The sequence below is a fragment of the Bartonella sp. AP150HLJHH genome (assembly GCF_042196385.1).
Taxonomy (GTDB): Bacteria; Pseudomonadota; Alphaproteobacteria; order Rhizobiales; family Rhizobiaceae; genus Bartonella.
Genome location: NZ_JBHIQC010000001.1, coordinates 272,938 through 292,484, shown reverse-complemented (window position 1 = coordinate 292,484; position 19,547 = coordinate 272,938). Strand labels below are relative to the sequence as shown.

Here is a 19,547-nt window from a genome sequence, read left to right as displayed (position 1 = left end):
AAATATATCATAAAAAAAGAGAGATTTTTTTATGACGACTCAAGTTTCACTTGCATTTCTTTAATGAAACGATTAGGAACCCTTTGTCTTAGACAATGTAAAAAATTGAAATGTATGCACCCGTAGCTCAGCTGGATAGAGCACCAGACTACGAATCTGGGGGTCAGGAGTTCGAATCTCTTCGGGTGCGCCATCTATCAATATCTTACTTATAAAGTCAGATTTTTTAAATTCTTTATTTTGTGATTTATTTTTACCTATCTTTGTATTTTGTTATTTCATTCTGTTGTGAGTCGTTTCTTTAGCCATTTTGCTAGAATAAGATGTTATGAATCCTTCAATTCAGCTCTAAGGTGCTTTTATTAGCTTATAATCGTAGCGATTGCATGAGTAGCGTATGTTGTTGTTTTCTTTTTTCAATCTATGCGCTTGTTTTTGGTCTCTTCCGGATTATACTCTCTACTCAGTTAGGTAATTTTTTACGTGCTTATTTCTAATTGTTCCATAACTGGATGTTTCTGGATATTTTATTCCTAGCAGTCCCATCTTAAGAGGGACTTCAGATGTGCCGCCATAAATTCCGGTTTACCACCATGTGAAACTTTTTCAGTGTGTTGTTGGAAAGAATAAATAAACTACTTCTCAAACGTACTACTATGAAACACTTATGGTATCCATTAATATCATCAGCATTTGTTGCAAACCACAGCTTCTTTTTGTAACATTTTTAATTGAATTAAACGTATTTTTACTGCTTAAAAGCAAAGTGATTCTTTTTCCTAAAAAACAATAAAACTCTTCTTGTGCTTCTTTAGCATTATCTCTTGCATGGCATATCAACGATTTCTATGATATCTTAATATTTTTCTGTTCTTTATGAATTTTTCTAATTAATCCATGGGGTACAGATCCCAAACATTAATAAAAGCTGAATTTAAAGAATTTTTCCATGCCTAAAACTGATATTGAAATTGCTCGCACTGCTAAAAAGCAACATATTATTGAAATTGCACAAAAAATTGGTATCTCACATGAAAATCTCATTCCCTATGGTCATGATAAAGCTAAAATTTCTTCTGAATACATAAAATCGCTTAATAAAAATCCAGATGGTAAACTTATCCTTGTCACAGCTATCAATCCCACACCTGCCGGAGAAGGCAAAACAACAACAACAGTTGGACTAAGTGATGCTCTTAATCTTATTGGTAAAAAAACAATAGCTACCTTGAGAGAACCATCTTTAGGTCCCTGTTTTGGTGTAAAAGGTGGTGCTGCTGGTGGTGGTTATGCGCAAGTCATTCCAATGGATGACCTTAATTTACATTTTACCGGTGATTTTCATGCTATTACAGCTGCTCATAATCTTCTTGCCGCAATGATAGATAATCATCTTTATTGGGGAAATACTCTAAACATTGATCCACGTCGCATTGTTTGGAAACGCGTTCTTGATATGAATGACCGTGTATTGCGCGATATTGTCATTTCATTGGGGGGCATAACAAATGGTTTTCCACGTCAAACAGGTTTTGATATTACTGTTGCATCAGAAATTATGGCGCTTCTTTGTCTCTCTGAAAATTTAGAAAACCTTACACAAAGACTCAAAAAAATTATTGTTGCTTATCGTTATGATAAAACGCCCATCACCGTTGCTGATCTCAATGCGGAAGGTGCAATGGCAGTTCTTCTCAAAGATGCTATACAACCCAATCTCGTACAGACAATTGAAAATAATCCTGTTCTCGTTCATGGAGGACCTTTTGCCAACATTGCTCATGGTTGCAATTCAGTTATAGCAACAAAAACTGCTTTAAAACTTGCTGATTATGTTGTCACAGAAGCAGGGTTTGGAGCAGATCTTGGAGCAGAAAAGTTCTTCAATATCAAATGTAGGCAAGCAGGTATTGTACCAAATGCTACAGTGATCGTCGCAACTATTCGTGCATTAAAAATGAATGGTGGTCTGGATAAAAATAACCTGACAGAAGAAAATATCACCGCTTTAGAAAAAGGGGCAGCCAATCTTTTACGACACATAAAAAATATGAAGCACTACGGTATTCCTTGTGTTGTGGCTATCAATCATTTTGACAGCGATAGCGATGCTGAAATAAAAACATTACAAAAAATAGTTGCAACAACTGGACACAAAGCTATTATCTGTAAGCATTGGGAACAAGGTGGAAAAGGCGCTATAGAACTTGCACAAGAACTCGTTACCTTGATTGAAAAGCACGATTCTGATTTTAAAGTTCTCTATCAAGATGATATTCCACTCGTTCAAAAAATTAATTGTATTATAACAAAGCTATACGGTGGACGTGGCGCCATCATCTCAGCCCCTATTCTCAAACAACTTGAAACTTGGGAAAAAGAAGGTTTTGGCGTCTACCCTATTTGTATGGCAAAAACACCTTATTCTTTTTCTTCTGATCCCACGCAATACGGAGCTCCTGTTGATTTTGAAATTCCCATACGAGAAGTTCGTCTCTGTGCGGGAGCCGGTTTTATTGTTGTCATTTGTGGAGATGTTATGACCATGCCGGGACTACCCCATTATCCCACGGCTGAAAAAATTCATCTTGACGAAAATGATCAAATACAAGGACTTTCATAAATTTATAACCGTAAATTCTATCATTCATTATAAAAAGCGTTTTTATTGTAAAAAAAATAGAATTTTAAAAAGCGATATAGACAAATGTCTCATTTATATGATATAAGTGCTTGTCCTTTTGGATATGCCTTTAAAAGGACGTAGGTTTTTTCCTATCATTTATGACACTGAAAAAAGCAGGATAGATAGTGCAAGTACTCGTTCGTGATAATAATGTTGACCAAGCGCTCCGTGCGTTGAAAAAAAAGATGCAGCGTGAAGGTATCTTCCGTGAAATGAAAATGCGTAGTTATTATGAGAAGCCATCTGAGAAGCGTGCTCGTGAAAAAGCTGAAGCTATTCGTCGTACACGTAAGCTTGCTCGTAAGCGTGCACAAAGAGAAGGTTTTGTTAGTAACGGACGAACTGTTGCGGTAAAGTAATATACTTTATGATATTATATAATTGCATAAGCAATAGATAGTAAGCTACTAGAAAATTTTATCTTCATAGGCGATTGCGATGAATTGCTTGTGTGTAGTTTTTTATGTACAATGTTATCTAATATGTTAGTTATTTGAAAATAATAAGGTTTCTATCATAGAGGTGGTTTTTATTTCACTCTTATATTTCAAAAAATAGATAACAAACTACACTTTAGATATTTAAGCGACTTTTTCCTATGTAAATTGAGTGCGGGATGTTTTGTTATCACTTCTCGCTATAATTTTTTCCTTCTGGATATCTCTTAAATAACCGCTTCTTATGTATAAATTTCATGATGAATTTCTTTTTTGTCATTAAATATTCTACATCTTTCGATCATCCTAGGTCTTTTTACAAAACAAAAACAACTATCGCCATATGCGATTGTGTGTAAATATATGATATTAAATGCATAATCCTCTTTACCTTCAGTTATGTAACAAAACGATATAATTCCATAACTTTTATATCCCTTGATTCTGTCTCTCTAAAGGATGACGAATTTCAACCACTGCACTACAGATTCTTTTTTCTTGATAAAATTCTTCTATTCATCACTTATGTAATTACCCTCATCAGTGTATCGAATAAGCCTTTCTATTTCATTCAACTTTCTTCTATACTGAGTTAGAGAAAAGAAAATTGATAATAAACAGAGAAAACACTATTTTTTAATATGGATGAATGTGCCTTTTATTACCATTTTTGATGGAAATGTTTTTAAAATTTAAATAACGAGTTAAAGTTTTTAACGCGTAGATTTGTTATTATAAGTAATCATTTTTCATATTAAGTAATAATTCTTAATAACATAAAATTTCTCAACACCTTCTCATATTGAATCAATGAAGATTATTTTCTTGTACATCATAAGCGGGATTCGTACGCAAATAGAATAAAAGCTATTTAAGAAAAAACAAAAAGGCTTCCTATGAACACCATAAATAATAGGAACTGCATAACATTGAAAGCTGGTAAATAGAACAATGGAGCCAGCTTATCTACTAATACGGATAAGCATTATCATGGCATAAGATTATAGCAAATTTTATAAAATGGATTATCACGAAAAAGTGTTCTGTTAGCCCTTCATATATCAATCTACTCTATAATGTTGCTCATATTTTTACGCTTAAATGTTTCATTCATCGTATTATTTGGTTCATTTAAAATTTCTTTTCAAGCTATACAATAACCCCTTCACTGAACAGTTTTTTGTTCATAATATGTATACCTATATTTTTATTTCGAAAAATAAACCCAGAAAAGAGATACAAGCTTTTGTTTTCCTTATTTTGATATTTTTGTAGCAATTTTCTCATCGTTTAGATCTCTTTAACGAGCAGTGTGTCATACTTTTTATCAGTTTCCAGTCTTATCTTTCAGATTTTAAATTTCCAATATATGATGAAATAAAGGAGTTCGGTGTGCAAAATTCTCGTTGGTTTCGCGTTTCAATACTCGCATCATGTATCTTAATAGCAACAGTCATTGTATTAGTTTCACCTCATTTGTTGCATGCACAAACATTTAATCAAAATTTAGGGCCCAGTGGTTTACCACTTCCGCGATTTGCTTCGATTAAACCCACCAGCGTTAATGTACGCGTCGGACCAGGAAGCAACTATTCTATCATTTTTACCTACAAAAAGAAGGGCTTACCTATTGAAATCATTCAAGAATATGATCAATGGCGCAAAATTCGTGATGCCGAAGGCGATGAGGGGTGGGTGTATCAATCGCTTTTATCGGGAAAGCGAACTGCTATAACTATTCCATGGCAAAAAGATAAAACTAAAAGACTAATGCTACGAAAAAATCCCACCGACAACGCAGAACTTGTGGCAGAAGTAGAACCTAATGTCATTGGTAATATCCGCCAATGTGATGGACAATGGTGCGAATTAAACATTAATAATACACGCGGATGGCTTCAACAACCCCAGTTATGGGGAATCTATCCTGATGAAAAAGTAAAAGTAAAAGGCTGGTGAATAATCAAACTCAACAAGTTTAATTTTTATTCCTCATTGAATATCCTCACTGCCTATCACAAGATTGATTTTTTGGTTTCAATCGCACGATTAAATCAACATGTGAAATTTCCATACCTTCTGGTGGCTTAGGCAAATTTCTAATAATGGGAGATTCTTCCAAATTGTAAGGAATATCAAGAATACGATTTTCACCTTCTATATAAAAATGGTAGTGATCAGAGGTATTTGTATCAAACCAAGTTTTTGAGCCTTCTACGGCAATAATCCGTAATAATCCCGCTTCCGTAAATTGATGAAGCGTATTATAAACCGTTGCTAAAGATACAGGTACACCTGCCTTCATCGCTTCCTCATAGAGCTCTTCAGCAGTAATATGACGATTTCCTTGAGAAAAAATCATATGTGCAAGTTCCAACCGCTGACGTGTTGGACGCAGACCATTTTGACGCAAACGTTTTTCTAACATAGAAATGGAATAATATTGCACAATTTTTCCACACTCTTTTGTGAACTGCTGCTCTTCATTCATATCTAAATTGTCTGCACTCACTGACATAATTACAAACCCAAATACATTCCTGCTAAATAAGATCAAAATACAAAAAAATGGGAATAGTATGGTGTAATCTTGTATTCCATTTTTAAATAATTACCTATGTAGAATACATAAAAAAAGGCTTTTGTCATTAAAAATGATATAAAATCATTTCCCTCTCTTTAAAATTTGCTCTAAAAGTAGGTTGGGAAAAGCGCAGAAATTAAAGATATATGCAAATAAATGGAGTAACAATGGCTGAACAAAAGTCTCGCTACACATATGAAGAGCTTCTAAGCTGCGCTCGCGGCGAAATGTTTGGTAGAGGTAATGCGCAATTGCCAGCACCGCCAATGTTGATGATTCATCGAATCACTCAAATTAGTGAAACTGATGGTAAATACGATAAAGGAATGGTTCGCGCCGAATTTGACATTACACCAGACATGTGGTTCTTTAATTGTCACTTTATAGGCGATCCCGTCATGCCAGGATGTCTTGGACTGGATGGTATGTGGCAATTAACAGGTTTTTTTCTTGGTTGGCTAGGCGAACCAGGCAAAGGAAGAGCAATATCAACAGGTGAAGTAAAGTTATCAGGGATGGTAACTCCACAAACCAAAATTCTTGAATATGAAATAGATTTTAAGCGTATTCGACGTGGAAATTTAGTCTTAGGAATAGCTGATGGGTGGCTAAAAGCAGATGGAGAGACTATTTATAAGGCGAACGATTTACGCGTTGCTTTATTCAAAGAAGATTGAACGTTATTTCCGTCAGAAAGAACTTTTCACTATTCTGTATGGAACGAGGAGGTATGAATGCGTCGAGTTGTTGTAACCGGAATGGGAATTGTCTCCGCAATTGGAAATAACCTTGGAGCTGTTTTAACCAGTTTACGTGAAGCAAAATCCGGAATTTCTTACGCACCTCAATATGCTGAATTAGGCTTTCGTAGCAGAGTTTATGGCAAGCCCGATATTAATATAGAAGAACTCGTAGATCGACGTGCTCTACGTTTTCATGGGCGTGGAACAGCATGGAATCATATCGCCATGGATCAAGCAATTGCTGATGCGGGTCTAGAACCGCATGAAGTATCGAACGAACACACGGGTATTATTATGGGTTCTGGAGGTGCTTCAACACATTCAATCGTAGAAGCTGCTGACATTACACGCCAAAAAGGCCCAAAACGTGTTGGACCTTTTGTTGTCCCTAAAGCGATGAGTTCTACAGCATCTGCAACATTAGCAACTTTCTTTAAAATAAAGGGGATCAATTATTCAATCTCTTCAGCTTGTGCTACCTCCAATCATTGTATTGGTAATGCTTACGAAATGATTCAATATGGTAAACAGAAGCGCATCTTTGCCGGAGGCTGCGAAGATTTGGATTGGACACTATCTGTTTTATTCGATGCCATGGGCGCTATGTCCAGCAGATATAATGACACCCCTCACAAAGCTTCACGTGCTTATGATGTTAATCGTGATGGTTTTGTCATTGCTGGAGGGGCTGGCGTTTTAGTCCTTGAAGATTTAGAACTTGCTAAAGCACGTGGTGCAAAAATCTACGGAGAAATCGTTGGATACGGTGCGACATCCGATGGACATGATATGGTTGCCCCATCAGGAGAGGGAGCGGAGCGGTGCATGCGCATGGCTCTTGCAACAGTCAATAATAAAATTGATTATATCAATCCCCATGCGACAGCAACTCCTGTTGGTGATCCTCCTGAGATAGAAGCTATCCGTCGTGTCTTTGGAGCAGGTGATCAATGCCCCCCCATTTCCGCTACCAAGTCTCTAACAGGACATTCCTTGGGAGCAGCAGGTGTTCATGAAGCAATCTATACATTGTTAATGATGAATCATAATTTTATTTGTGAAAGTGCCCATATTGAAGAACTTGATCCAGCTTTTGCTGATATGCCAATCGTTCGTGAACGACGTGATCATCAACAACTGAATACCGTATTGTCGAATACTTTTGGCTTTGGCGGTACCAATGCAACGCTTGTTTTCCAACGTTATGTATAAACAAAAGCTCTTAGTAATTGAAAAAAGTACGGTCTTACGGAGAATAATATGAAAGGTTTGATGGAGGGCAAACGCGGCCTTATTATGGGAATTGCGAATGACCATTCAATTGCTTGGGGCATTGCCTGTCAGCTCGCACAAGCAGGAGCGGAATTAGCGTTGACTTATCAAGGAAATGCTTTTGGCAAACGTGTTCATCCCCTAGCAGATAAACTTGGCTGCAAATTAGTGCTAGAGTGTGACGTTGAAAAAAGTGAAAATATTGATTACGTCTTTGAGCAACTTGAAAAAGAATGGAAAACAATTGATTTTATTGTACATGCCATTGGTTTTTCAGATAAAACTCAGCTAAAAGGGCGTTACGTTGATGTTACAACACGTGAAAACTTTCAACGCACGATGGTTATTTCAGCTTATTCCTTTACTGAAATTGCCCAGCGCGCGGGTAAGCTTATGCCGAATGGAGGAGCACTTTTAACTCTTACCTATGGTGCTTCACAGCAAGTTGTGCCTAATTATAACATCATGGGTGTTGCTAAAGCAGCTTTAGAAGCTATGGTACGTTATTTAGCAGCGGACTTTGGTCCTCAAAATATTCGTGTCAATGCGATTTCCGCTGGTCCTGTTAGAACTTTAGCAGGTAATGGTATTGCAGCTGCACGGGCAATATTTTCACATCAACGCCGTAATGCCCCATTACGTCGTACCGTAAATATTCATGAAATTGGAAAATCTGCTCTTTATCTACTCTCTGACTTATCATCAGGTGTCACAGGTGAAATCCATTATGTTGATTCAGGCTATAACATCATGTCTATGCCAATACTTGAAGAACTAAAAAAAAGTGACGATTCTCAAGAAGGATAAATTTTATTTTATTGCACTAAAAAATAAAATCAATCATGTGCATAGTGCTTTAATCGGGTATTGAGTACTTTCTCAGCTATATAACAGTGTATTGACTTATAATAATATGACGTAAGGCATGTGTACAAGTGTTTGTAAGAATAAGTGAATACAAAACCAGATGTACGATGCCTTGTTTCGCAAAATATTTTATAAAAAGCCGGAATATTTCTTCAATTCATGGTTGATAAAGTTTGTGTTTTATGACGTCATTTACCTTACTAAAGTATACGCTTTTGCCATTGCTTATAAATCAATATCCAACTCTCATGCCACCGCAGTTTGAAACAGAGATTAGAGAATTATTAAAATCCTTAGTTTCAGCTTTTGTGTAGCAAATTGAAAAAAAAATATTTCTACCGTTTGATTTATTCTTGAAACGCAAATACAATCTAATTTAGGAAGAATATGAAGGCGTAAAGAAATCAATCGTTAATTTTACTATTATTCTTTAATGAGACTTTACGATTTTAAAAGCATCTACATCAATGTTTTTTTAATAATGGAGATTACTCTTTACCTCACACCTTTATTTTGCTCGTTCTTTAATGAAAGCGTTTCTTTGATATGTCAGGTAAAATAGAACACCCAAAAACACTATAGCTGTTGCTCCTTCATGCATTTTTTTAAGATATCTCTCAATGCATGCCATTCCATTTCACAATGGTACCTGTAAAACGTATAAAAAATCCCTGTGAAGTATATAAAATCCTTTTTTTACCACCATTTTAATGTTTATACAGATGACAAACCGACACCGTCATTTTACTTGCCATGTTCTAATATTGAAACAACCCTTGACACTTGAGATGATTCATTAGAAGTATCTTTAATAATTTTTTATCCACGTACTAACCCGCTTGTGACAAGCAAACACATATTTTTAATTAACTCAATACAAAAATAAAATGAATTATTTATATAAATCAATTTTTTATCTTTATAATCACATTATTTTTTAGTTTAACTGACAGTCACAAACAAGTACAATAACATTTTCTCAATCTTAGACTTTCAAAGTTATAATTCCAAAAATCATTTCTTGCATATAAAAAACAGAATTGACATGTGAGAAAATAAAAGGCTTAAATATCTCTACTGAACAGCTTCAAGTGCCAAGAGCTGTTTCAACATTGGGGGGTAATGATGCTCGTCTTCCTCCTTCATAAACGTAAAGATGGGGATGTGCACAATGGCTTTATCGTTATACTATTCACGGTCACCGTCGCGAAGTGGACTTGGGAGTTTTAAGAGAGAGGTCTCTTTAAAACAAGAACATGAATATACAACAGCAATCGTGTTTTTTTGGGCATTCTATTTTACCTGACACATCAGAGAAATGCTTTCATTAGAAAATGAGAAAATAAAGGTGTGAGATAATCTCTATTATTTAAAAGATATTGCTTTAGATAGCGTAAAACCGAATTTAAAAATGATTGTAGAAATGGGAACAGATTTTCAGCTTTAAAATTTCATCTTCTTCCCAAATTAGATTGTCTTCTTGTTTTAAAGAATTACAAAAACAGAGATTCGCAATATCCCTGCCCCGATATTCTTAGCTTATACGTTACATAAATAAGATGCTTCTACCTAATGAGTCTTGTATTATTCTGTTTGCAAATATCATTGTGAGATGAATTTAAGAGACAATAAAAATATCTTGTTCATTACATTACATAAACATGTATAAGTGGAAACGACAATTTATCTTCAAAGAGATAGCTCTTAGACAAAAGCCAAAACTTTTATATTTCAGCCATGTTTCATAAAGAATCGAATGATATGAATCTATAATTTTCTGGAATATGACTGCCTTATACAACCATCAATAAAATCTATTTTATATGTCTATCATAGCATGTTTCTATTTTTTACGATTGGAATTATTAAAAAACAGGATATTATTGAATTTCGTCCTTGAGGGCGCGACTTAGTAATGTGTTTGCCGCTTCAGTTATATTTTTACCACAATAGAGAATTTGATAAATTTGTTCTACAATGGGCATTTCTACCCCAATACGCTGCGCCAACGTATATACTTCCTTGGTATTTAAGTATCCTTCCACAACCTGACCAATTTGTTTTTCTGCTTCTTTTATATCTATTCCTTTACCAAGAAGTATTCCAAAACGGCGATTACGCGACTGATTATCAGTACATGTCAAAACCAGATCACCTAAGCCTGTCATTCCCATAAATGTGGAAAGCTCAGCACCCATAGCCCCCCCTAAACGACTGATTTCAGCTAGTCCTCGTGTGATAAGAGCTATTCGTGCATTTGCCCCAAAACCTATGCCATCTGATATTCCTGCACCAATAGCAATAACATTTTTGACTGCCCCCCCTAATTGAACACCAATCATATCTGAACTTTTATAAACTCTAAAACTTTTGTCACAATGAAAAAGTTGCTGCAATTCTTTACCAAACTCAACATCAGAAGCTGCTATCGTCATTGCAGTAGGCCAACCAATAGCTAGTTCTTGAGCAAAAGTTGGTCCAGAAAAAACAGCTAAAGGAATTTTTTCACCTAAAATCTCACGAGCAACCTCTTGTAAGAAACGTCCAGTACCATGTTCTAAACCTTTTGTAGCCCAAATAACGCGTGAATGCTGATCTAAATAAGGCTGAATATTATACAAAACTTGATGAAATACATGGCTTGGAACAGCGATTAATATATTGTGACTTGCCGTTATTGCAGTTTCAAGGGAAGCTTCAAGTAATAAATTTTCAGGAAATCGAACATCGGGTAAATATACTTGATTACAACGTTGTTCCTGTAATTCTTTGATATGTTGAGGACTATATCCCCAAAGTAAAACATTATGACCATTACGGGCAAGAGCTATCGCTAATGCAGTACCAAAAGAACCAGCACCTATAACTGTCATTGCAACGGTTTTCATTAAATTTTCTGATTATTCTCTAAATTTTTGATTTCAATTGCATATTATTATTACAATAATTTTAATGCTATCTTTAATATAAATTCTTTAAATCTAAAAATATTACTGCTTCGTAGCTTTTTTATCTCACACAATATAAAAACTTGTTTCGCACATTCTCTTTCTTTGTAGTAAATTTTACAAACATCACTTTTTGTATATTCTACAAATAGCTATTTGTCTCAAAAATTAAAGATTGACTAAATACCCCACGGACTTTCTCTTTTAAATTAAAAGTATATTCAAAATAATGATACTCATTCCACTGATATCTTGTACTTATCTCCTGCTTTATATCCCACGAATTCTTCTACGAAGCTGATACATGCCGCATCAGCTCCGTAGATATTTCTAACAACTACTCCACAGGAAACTGCGTATTTGGACCTTGCTCCATGGGCATTTCTGAACTAGGTGCTTGATCTACAGGAGTTTGCGTACTTAGACCCTGCCCCATAGGCATTTCTGAACCAGGTGCTTGATCTACAGGAGTTTGCGTACTTAGACCCTGCCCCATAGGCATTTCTGAACCAGGTGCTTGATCTACAGGAGTTTGCGTACTTAGACCCTGCCCCATGGGCATTTCTGAACCAGGTGCTTGATCTACAGGAGTTTGCGTACTTAGACCCTGCCCCATGGGCATTTCTGAACCAGGTGCTTGATCTACAGGAGTTTGCGTACTTAGACCCTGCCCCATAGGCATTTCTGAACCAGGTGCTTGATCTAAAGGAGTTTGCGTACTTGCACCTTGCTCCATCGAAACCTCTGAGCCCTGTATCTTTTCTGGCTGTTTTCTTACGGAGATATCTTTGTTTGATAACTGCTCAGACACTGAAGAATCATCTCTACTTGATATTTCCGGTTCAATAACACGTCCTGAACCACCCATCATATTATAATTCAAATGAGAAATAGCCCACCAAGTTCCCCCAATAATAACAAAAATGCAAATAGCAGCAAACCACAACGCGCTTAAATTCCACTTGGCGTCTGGACCAGAATTCAAGTGCAAAAAGAAAACAATTTGTACTATAATCTGAATAATCGCCATCCCAATAAGATACGCAACCTTTGTACTAACTGCCCAACTTTCCATCATTCCATACATCACAGGAATAAAAGAACCCAAAGTGAAAAATACAGCTAGAATAAAACCAACCAAATAGGAACCAGTACTGGGACCATGTGTTTCATTTTGCACGCTCATCACAACGCTCCTAATAGATAAACCATGGTGAAAACACCAATCCATACAATATCAAGTAAATGCCAAAAAATGGAAAGACATGCTAAACGTGTTTTATTGTTCTGATCCAAGCCATTACGACGAAGATGAAAAAACATCACAACCATCCAAAGAAGGCCAACACTTACGTGAAGTCCATGGGTGCCAACCAAAGCAAAAAATGCTGACCAATAAGCAGAGAGAATTTCCCGTCCAAAAAGCTGTAAACCTGTTGCAGGATCAATACCCGCATAAGCATTTGGATCAAAATAAAAAACCTCACTCAAAAGTTCATGAAATTCGTAAAGTTCCATACCAATGAAGCAACACCCCAATACAAAGGTAATAGCCATCCATAAACGCACACCACTGATGTTATTTTTATGTGCTTGTACCATTGCAAAGCCATAAGTGACGGACGAAAACAACAAGAAAGCAGTCTCAACCAAAACAAACTTTAAATCTATAAACTCACTGCCCGCTTTACCACCACCATAAGAAGCAGAAAATACAGCAAAACTTGAAAACAGTGTCGAAAACAGGATTAAGTCTGAAAGAATATAGACCCAAAAACCAAACGTCATTACCGAGCTACTATCGTGGTGAAGTTCATCTATAGTACTCGCGTTATTCATTGTTACAGCACTCATACTGTCACTCCTTGTTCTTTAAGAACAGCCGTAAAGGCATCTTCAGTTTTTTGCACTTCTTCAGCTGGAATATAGTAACCATGATGATCACCTGTTAATGAATGACACACAAGCGTTGCAATAAAACCAACCAGTCCAACCGCAACAAGCCACCAAATATGCCAAACAAGCGCAAAACCAACAACTAATGAGAAGAAGCCAGCAATAATTCCAGCCGATGTATTCGATGGCATATGAATTTTTGTAAATCCACTTGTCGGCCGTTGATAACCACTTTTCTTCATATTCCAATAAGCATCATCAGACTGTATCTTTGGAAGGAGGGCAAAATTATAAGAAGGAGGCGGTGAAGAGGTAAACCATTCAAGTGTACGTGCATCACCCCAAGAATCATTTAATGTTACCGGTAAGTGCCCTTTATGCTTAATACCGTACCAAATCGCCAAAACAACCTGTAGCACAAAACAAAGGATACCAAGTAAGATAATACAAGCACCCAATGCAGCAATAATAAACATCGGCTGCCAACTAGGTTCCATGTAATGCTGCAGACGACGCGTCGCCCCCATTAAACCAAGCGCATAAACCGGGAAAAAGGCAAGGTAAAAACCAATAAACCAACACCAAAAAGATGTAATACCTAGTATGCGATTTGGTTTATAACCAAAAACTTTTGGAAACCAAAATGCAATCCCCGCTAAGTACGCAAAAACCACACCTCCAATAATTGTATGATGGAAATGTGCTATCAAAAAGAGCGAATTATGAAACTGCCAATCAGCAGGAACAATAGATAATAAAACACCTGTTAATCCACCACCAACAAATGTAAAGATCATACCCATGCACCAAAGCATAGGAGGCTCAAAGCGAATCCGACCTCTATACATCGTAAGCAGCCAATTAAAAACTTTTACACCGGTTGGAACTGCAATAATCATCGTAGCAATACTAAAGAAGGTATTTACAGCTTCACCCCCACCCATTGTGAAGAAATGATGGCCCCAAACAAGAAGCGAAAGAATCAAAATAACCAACATGGCCCATATCATTGAAGTATAACCAAAGAGGCGTTTTGAAGAAAAAGTTGATACAACTTCAGAAACAATTCCAAAAGCAGGAACAACCAAAACATAAACCTCAGGATGACCAAAAACCCAAACATAGTTAATCCATACCATCGGATTTCCGCCACCAACATTGGTAAAGAAATTCATGTTCAAATAACGATCACATGCCAAGAGTGCAAATGCTACAGCCAAAACAGGATAAATGACTACAATAAGAACATTGCTGACAAAAGCACTCCAACAAAAAATAGGCATTCTCATCATTGTCATTCCAGGAGCACGCATTTTAATCATCGTTGCAATAAAATTCACTGATCCCATTGTTGTTGCAATACCAGAAAGCTGAAGTGACCATAAATAATAATCTACCCCTGTATCTGGACTCGTTTGCAATTCTGTAAAAGGTGGATACATCAACCAACCACCACGACCAAAATTCCCAACACCTAGGGATATGTTAATCAATATCGCCCCTGCAGCCGTAATCCAAAAACCTAGATTATTTGCAAAGGGAAAAGCAACATCACGCGCACCAATTTGAAGTGGTATAAGATAATTAAAAAGACCAAATAAAATAGGCGTGGCCATGAAAAAAATCATGATCGTACCATGCGCCGAAAAAATTTGATCAAAATGCTCAGGGGGCAAATAACCTGCTGTTTCACTCCCAAGAGCTAAAGCTTGATGCGTTCGCATCATAAGTGCGTCCGCAAAACCGCGAACAAGCATAATAATTCCAAGAACGATGTACATAATACCTATGCGTTTATGGTCAACCGTTGTAATCCAATTTCGCCATAGAATCCCCCACCACCCAAGTACTGTTAGAGCAATAACAGCAATTAAACCAACCAAAACAATCGCAATACATGTATACAAAACGATCGGTTCATGTGCAAGCGCATGAAAAGCACCTGCCGTAGGATCTGTAAGTCTTCCAAACATTTCTCAACCCATTTCAAATGAAATTCAAGTTTAAAAGAAACCTTTGTTAAAAGGGCTCTTTACTTTATTGACTCTGTTAAATAACATCAGGATCAAATACTGAACATAGTGCACCCCATAGCGTCTGAGCAGCAGCACGTTTCATTAAATCTTCATTACATACCGTCTTTTCATCGACACATCGATTAACAACACGATAGTAAAGCCGCTTCTCAACAGGTGCAAAATAACGAACTTCAGCATCTTTTTCCTTCGCAGCAATATCACCCATACGAGGCGCAATAGAAAGTTGACGATAAGATGAACGATCAAGTACTCGACCATTAGCCCGAGCTTTTACAATCCAATCCTCAAAATCCTGCAAAGACACAGAATGCCACTTAAACCGCATACCCGAAAAACCATCACCACTATAATTTGCTGAGGCTCCTTTGAATACTCCTTGCTCTTCAGCGACCAAATGCAACTTAGCATTCATCTGCGGCATAGCGTAAAGAACTGTACCCAATTTGGGAACCCAAAAAGCATTGACAGAATTCTCTGACGTCAATTGCAATAAAACTTGACGTCCTTCAGGCGCATAAATCTCATTAATCGATGCAACACCGTATTCAGGATAAATAAAAAGCCATTTCCAATCAAGAGCAACAGCATCAATCTGTAATGGCTTTCCTTCACCTACAACTTCCACTGGAAGAGGATTTGTAGGTTCAAGCTTATAGGTATAATAAGCTGTTAATGAACCTAAAACCATTACAATTACAACTGGAATACCCCACATCAATGCTTCAATTTTATTTGAATGTGCCCAATCAGGAGAATAGTCCGCTTTCATATTCGATGCACGATATTTTATAGCTAAAAATACCACACTCACCATAACTGGGATAACAATACAAAGCATCACCACCACACAAACAACGATCAAAATGAGCTGTTGACGTGCAACATAACCTGATGGCTGCATAACATCAATTTTACAACCAGACAAAAGCAGTGCTCCCCCTAAAATCACAAGCATTTCTAATTGTCTAACAAAGCTTTTCATCTCTATTTACCCCCGTCATACGCACTAAAAACTGTCATAAATATATACCTCACATTGTACAGATTTGAAAATAATTATCAAGAGAATTAAATGCCTATATTACTCTTATTAAACGCTTACTCTTTACCTATCACAATTTAATTGTTTTGCTTAATTGTTTTGCAATATACTCAAGTGCAAACCGATATCCATCACCTCCACACCCAGTTATGATAGCGTCTACACCTGCAGATGTATAAGAATGGTGACGAAAAGCTTCACGCTGATAAATATGAGATAAATGAACTTCTACTTTCGGCCCTGAAAACATTTTTAGGGCATCAAGAAGTGCAACAGATGTATGACTGTAAGCCGCTGGGTTAATGATCAATCCAGAACTTGCCTCTATTGCTTCTTGTATCCATGCCACTAATTGCCCTTCATAGTTACTTTGATAAAAATTTATTATAATATCATTTTTTTTTGCCCATTCTCTGCATCTTTTTTCAATATCTTCTAGAGTTTCAGTTCCATAAATTTCTGGCTCACGTTGACCTAGAAAATTTAAATTAGGACCATTTAAAATCGTTATTATCTCTGACATAGCAAGCCTTTTCTTTCAGACCTATCACTTATTAAAAAAATATTTAGCATGTTTTTACGGCAATAAAGCTCCATCCTTAATCTCAAAGAATTCTGCGCGTCCTTTTAAGTCATCAAATAAAAGACGATCTGTTCCTGTCATAAATGTTTGTACAGCTAAATCATCAAGAATATCAAATAGAGCAGCACGTCGATGCGAATCAAGATGGGCAGCCATTTCATCAAGAAGAAGAATGGGAGATCTTTCCGACATCATACCTGTTAGACGTGCATGACACAAAACTAAACCTGTTAGCAGCGCTTTTTGTTCACCTGTTGAACAAGATGTTGCTGCTCTATTTTTATCAGCATAAAAAACCTGCAAATCTGCACGATGTGGTCCTTCTAACGTCCGACCAGCAGCACGATCCATTGCGCGATTATGCCGCAATCGATCACAAAATTGTTCTTCAACTTCAGTTGCTGATATTTCACTAAGAGCTGTTTCTAAAAAACCATCAATTTGCAAAAAAGCTCGTGGAAAAGGTATCTGTGAGGGCATTTGTGTAAACATGTCATTTAAAAGACGAATAACATCAACACGCGCCGCAGAAATAGCTGTCGCCAATTCTGCCATTTGCTTTTCTAAAGCATCAAACCAAGCACAATCTTCATTTCCATCTAAAAACAAACGATTACGTGCGCGCATAGCTCTATCATAATCGGCTATGCGGCGCCTATGCAAGGGATCAATCGCCAAAACCATACGGTCCAAAAAACTACGGCGCTCAAGTGAAGGACCTGTAAAAAGACCATCCATAGACGGTGTTAGGACACTAATATGACAATAATCTGTTAGGCAATCACTCGACTCATTCACACCATTAATATGGACCTTTCGACTGTTATCGCTAACCTCAAAAGCTGTACCAATCTTTACTTCACCATAAAGAGCGCATTCAAGACGCGCAAATACAACAAATCCTCCACCACCACCATCTACAAAACTAACGTCAGAATAAACAGCACGCCGCAAACCACGACCAGGAGAAAGAAAAGATAACGCCTCTAAAAGATTCGTCTTACCAGCACCATTATGCCCAGTAAAAACCACATGCTGACCAGAAAAATGAATATTGAAAAAAGAATAATTGCGATAACGTAAAAGCTTCAGCTGCCTCACTGCCACTTTGTGCACATGACTGGCTATGCATTGCAAAACAACTGCCCCTAAACGCGAATAGGCATCAGTACATAGAGCACATCCGCATCATCATTATCACGAATCAGAGCTGGTGCTCCAGCCTCAGCCAACATAAAAACCATCTCATCACTTGAAAGCTGCCCAGCAATATCCAAAAGATAACGTGAATTAAATCCTATCTCAAGCGGTTCAGATGCATAAGTTACTGATAATTGATCTTCTGCACTGCCCGAATCTGGGCTATTAACAACAAGCCTTAACTGTCCATGCTCAATCGTTAATTTAACTGCACGCCCCCGATCACTTGAAATCGTTGAAACACGATCAACTGCAGAAGAAAAGTCCTGCCTATTAACAATTAATTCTTTATCATTTCCAAGAGGGATAACACGTTGATAATCTGGAAATGTTCCATCAATTAATTTTGATGTAAAAATCACAGAGCCTATAGAAAAACGAATTTTTGTCTCCGAAAGCTCTATACATACATCGCTATCATTTTCTTCTGAAAGAAGTTTTTGCAATTCTCCTACAGCTTTACGGGGAACAATAACACCAGGCATTCCTTCAACTCCCGAAGGAGCTTCCATCTCAACTTGTGCCAAACGATGACCATCAGTTGCAACCAAACGCAATTTCAAAACACCATCATTAATAATATGGAAATAAATACCATTAAGATAATAACGGGTTTCTTCAGTAGAAATAGCAAATTGTGTACAATCAAGTAAATGTTTTAAGCCTGATGCCGATAGAGAAAAACGATAACCAAATTGCCCAGGAAGCGACTCTGGAAAGTCTGCCCTCGGAAGACATTGAAGCTGAAAATGTGCACAACCCGAAACAATGGACATTGTACCTGCTTGATTCTCATCGAGGGATAATACAACTTCATTGCTATCAGGAAGTTTTCGAATGATATCATAGAGCAAATGTGCCGGAACAGTTGTTGCTCCAGCTTGTTTAACATTAACTGCAAAAGATTCCATAACCTCTAAATCAAGGTCTGTTGCTTTTAACTGTACACGGCCATTTTCTGCATCAATCAACACATTCGATAAAATAGGAACAGTATTACGGCGCTCTACCACACGGTGAACCCGACCAAGAGACTTGAGAAATTGACTGCGATCAACTGTAATACGCATAAAAGCCCCGTATGATTTACTAAAAACTATAAGAATTCCTTAGAATTAAAGAATAGATCCCTTTAGAGAATCGCCTGCTAGAGTTTATTAAACCTCTCTTAAAATGGCAAGTCACTCCTGCATAAGAAAAAATAAATCTTTTCATTAAATTCTTTAAAGTCTCTCCAAAGAAAGAAACGA

At 36.9% G+C, this 19,547-nt stretch carries 15 protein-coding genes and 1 tRNA gene; 7 read left to right on the top strand and 9 right to left on the bottom strand.

Translation table 11 applies throughout. The annotated features are described in order from the left end of the window. The first annotated feature begins 116 nt into the window (after positions 1 to 116). From ACFING_RS01110 to ACFING_RS01095, 4 genes are all read left to right on the top strand, one after another. Positions 117 to 193: transfer RNA gene (locus ACFING_RS01110), tRNA-Arg, on the top strand. A gap of 756 nt (positions 194 to 949) precedes the next feature. Beyond that, positions 950 to 2,623, top strand: coding sequence for a formate--tetrahydrofolate ligase (locus ACFING_RS01105; RefSeq protein ID WP_375629266.1), 1,674 nt, complete (start codon positions 950 to 952; stop codon positions 2,621 to 2,623). A 188-nt stretch (positions 2,624 to 2,811) separates the two neighbouring features. Next, on the top strand, positions 2,812 to 3,045 hold the full coding sequence (rpsU, locus tag ACFING_RS01100; protein WP_012754552.1) for a 30S ribosomal protein S21: 234 nt from the start codon (positions 2,812 to 2,814) through the stop codon (positions 3,043 to 3,045). 1,470 nt (positions 3,046 to 4,515) lie between these two features. After that, positions 4,516 to 5,082 (top strand): SH3 domain-containing protein, encoded by a 567-nt coding sequence (locus ACFING_RS01095; RefSeq protein WP_375620834.1) that lies wholly within the window; start codon positions 4,516 to 4,518, stop codon positions 5,080 to 5,082. Positions 5,083 to 5,128: 46 nt separating this feature from the next. Here the strand turns inward: ACFING_RS01095 and irrA are convergent, their stop codons facing one another. Further along, positions 5,129 to 5,641: an iron response transcriptional regulator IrrA gene (irrA, locus tag ACFING_RS01090; protein ID WP_375611439.1), complete on the bottom strand. Its 513-nt coding sequence runs from the start codon at positions 5,639 to 5,641 to the stop codon at positions 5,129 to 5,131. Positions 5,642 to 5,874: 233 nt separating this feature from the next. Here irrA and fabA point away from each other — a divergent pair, with 233 nt between their 5' ends. The 3 genes from fabA to fabI are packed head-to-tail and all read left to right on the top strand — an operon-like array spanning position 5,875 to position 8,529. Then, positions 5,875 to 6,384, top strand: coding sequence for a 3-hydroxyacyl-[acyl-carrier-protein] dehydratase FabA (gene fabA / locus ACFING_RS01085; RefSeq protein ID WP_273722474.1), 510 nt, complete (start codon positions 5,875 to 5,877; stop codon positions 6,382 to 6,384). Positions 6,385 to 6,441: 57 nt separating this feature from the next. Beyond that, the gene (gene fabB / locus ACFING_RS01080) at positions 6,442 to 7,662 is read left to right on the top strand and encodes a beta-ketoacyl-ACP synthase I (RefSeq protein WP_375629263.1); all 1,221 of its coding nucleotides are present in this window, start codon (positions 6,442 to 6,444) and stop codon (positions 7,660 to 7,662) included. 48 nt (positions 7,663 to 7,710) lie between these two features. After that, positions 7,711 to 8,529, top strand: a complete 819-nt coding sequence (gene fabI, locus ACFING_RS01075; protein ID WP_375620835.1) for an enoyl-ACP reductase FabI — start codon at positions 7,711 to 7,713, stop codon at positions 8,527 to 8,529. 1,940 nt (positions 8,530 to 10,469) lie between these two features. On the opposite strand, the gene gpsA is transcribed toward fabI, so the two are convergent. The 8 genes from gpsA to dnaN all read right to left on the bottom strand — a co-directional run bounded on the left by gpsA (position 10,470) and on the right by dnaN (position 19,367). Further along, positions 10,470 to 11,477, bottom strand: coding sequence for an NAD(P)H-dependent glycerol-3-phosphate dehydrogenase (gene gpsA, locus ACFING_RS01070; RefSeq protein ID WP_375629261.1), 1,008 nt, complete (start codon positions 11,475 to 11,477; stop codon positions 10,470 to 10,472). Between the two features lie 397 nt (positions 11,478 to 11,874). After that, on the bottom strand, positions 11,875 to 12,723 hold the full coding sequence (cyoD, locus tag ACFING_RS01065) for a cytochrome o ubiquinol oxidase subunit IV (RefSeq protein ID WP_375629259.1): 849 nt from the start codon (positions 12,721 to 12,723) through the stop codon (positions 11,875 to 11,877). Next, entirely contained in the window at positions 12,723 to 13,391 is a 669-nt protein-coding gene (locus ACFING_RS01060; protein ID WP_375617543.1) for a cytochrome (ubi)quinol oxidase subunit III, read from the bottom strand. Before ACFING_RS01060 ends, cyoD begins: the two co-directional genes overlap by 1 nt. After that, the gene (gene cyoB / locus ACFING_RS01055; RefSeq protein WP_375611433.1) at positions 13,388 to 15,406 is read right to left on the bottom strand and encodes a cytochrome o ubiquinol oxidase subunit I; all 2,019 of its coding nucleotides are present in this window, start codon (positions 15,404 to 15,406) and stop codon (positions 13,388 to 13,390) included. The genes ACFING_RS01060 and cyoB overlap by 4 nt, the downstream gene beginning before the upstream one ends. A 76-nt stretch (positions 15,407 to 15,482) precedes the next feature. Next, positions 15,483 to 16,454: a ubiquinol oxidase subunit II gene (gene cyoA / locus ACFING_RS01050; protein WP_375611432.1), complete on the bottom strand. Its 972-nt coding sequence runs from the start codon at positions 16,452 to 16,454 to the stop codon at positions 15,483 to 15,485. Positions 16,455 to 16,584: 130 nt separating this feature from the next. Continuing rightward, a complete protein-coding gene (aroQ, locus tag ACFING_RS01045; RefSeq protein ID WP_375611431.1) occupies positions 16,585 to 17,037 on the bottom strand; it encodes a type II 3-dehydroquinate dehydratase in 453 nt (150 codons plus the stop codon). A gap of 54 nt (positions 17,038 to 17,091) precedes the next feature. Then, on the bottom strand, positions 17,092 to 18,225 hold the full coding sequence (gene recF / locus ACFING_RS01040; RefSeq protein ID WP_375611469.1) for a DNA replication/repair protein RecF: 1,134 nt from the start codon (positions 18,223 to 18,225) through the stop codon (positions 17,092 to 17,094). A gap of 20 nt (positions 18,226 to 18,245) precedes the next feature. Beyond that, complete coding sequence (gene dnaN, locus ACFING_RS01035) at positions 18,246 to 19,367, bottom strand: DNA polymerase III subunit beta (RefSeq protein ID WP_375620838.1); 1,122 nt, start codon at positions 19,365 to 19,367, stop codon at positions 18,246 to 18,248. Positions 19,368 to 19,547 lie beyond the last annotated feature (180 nt).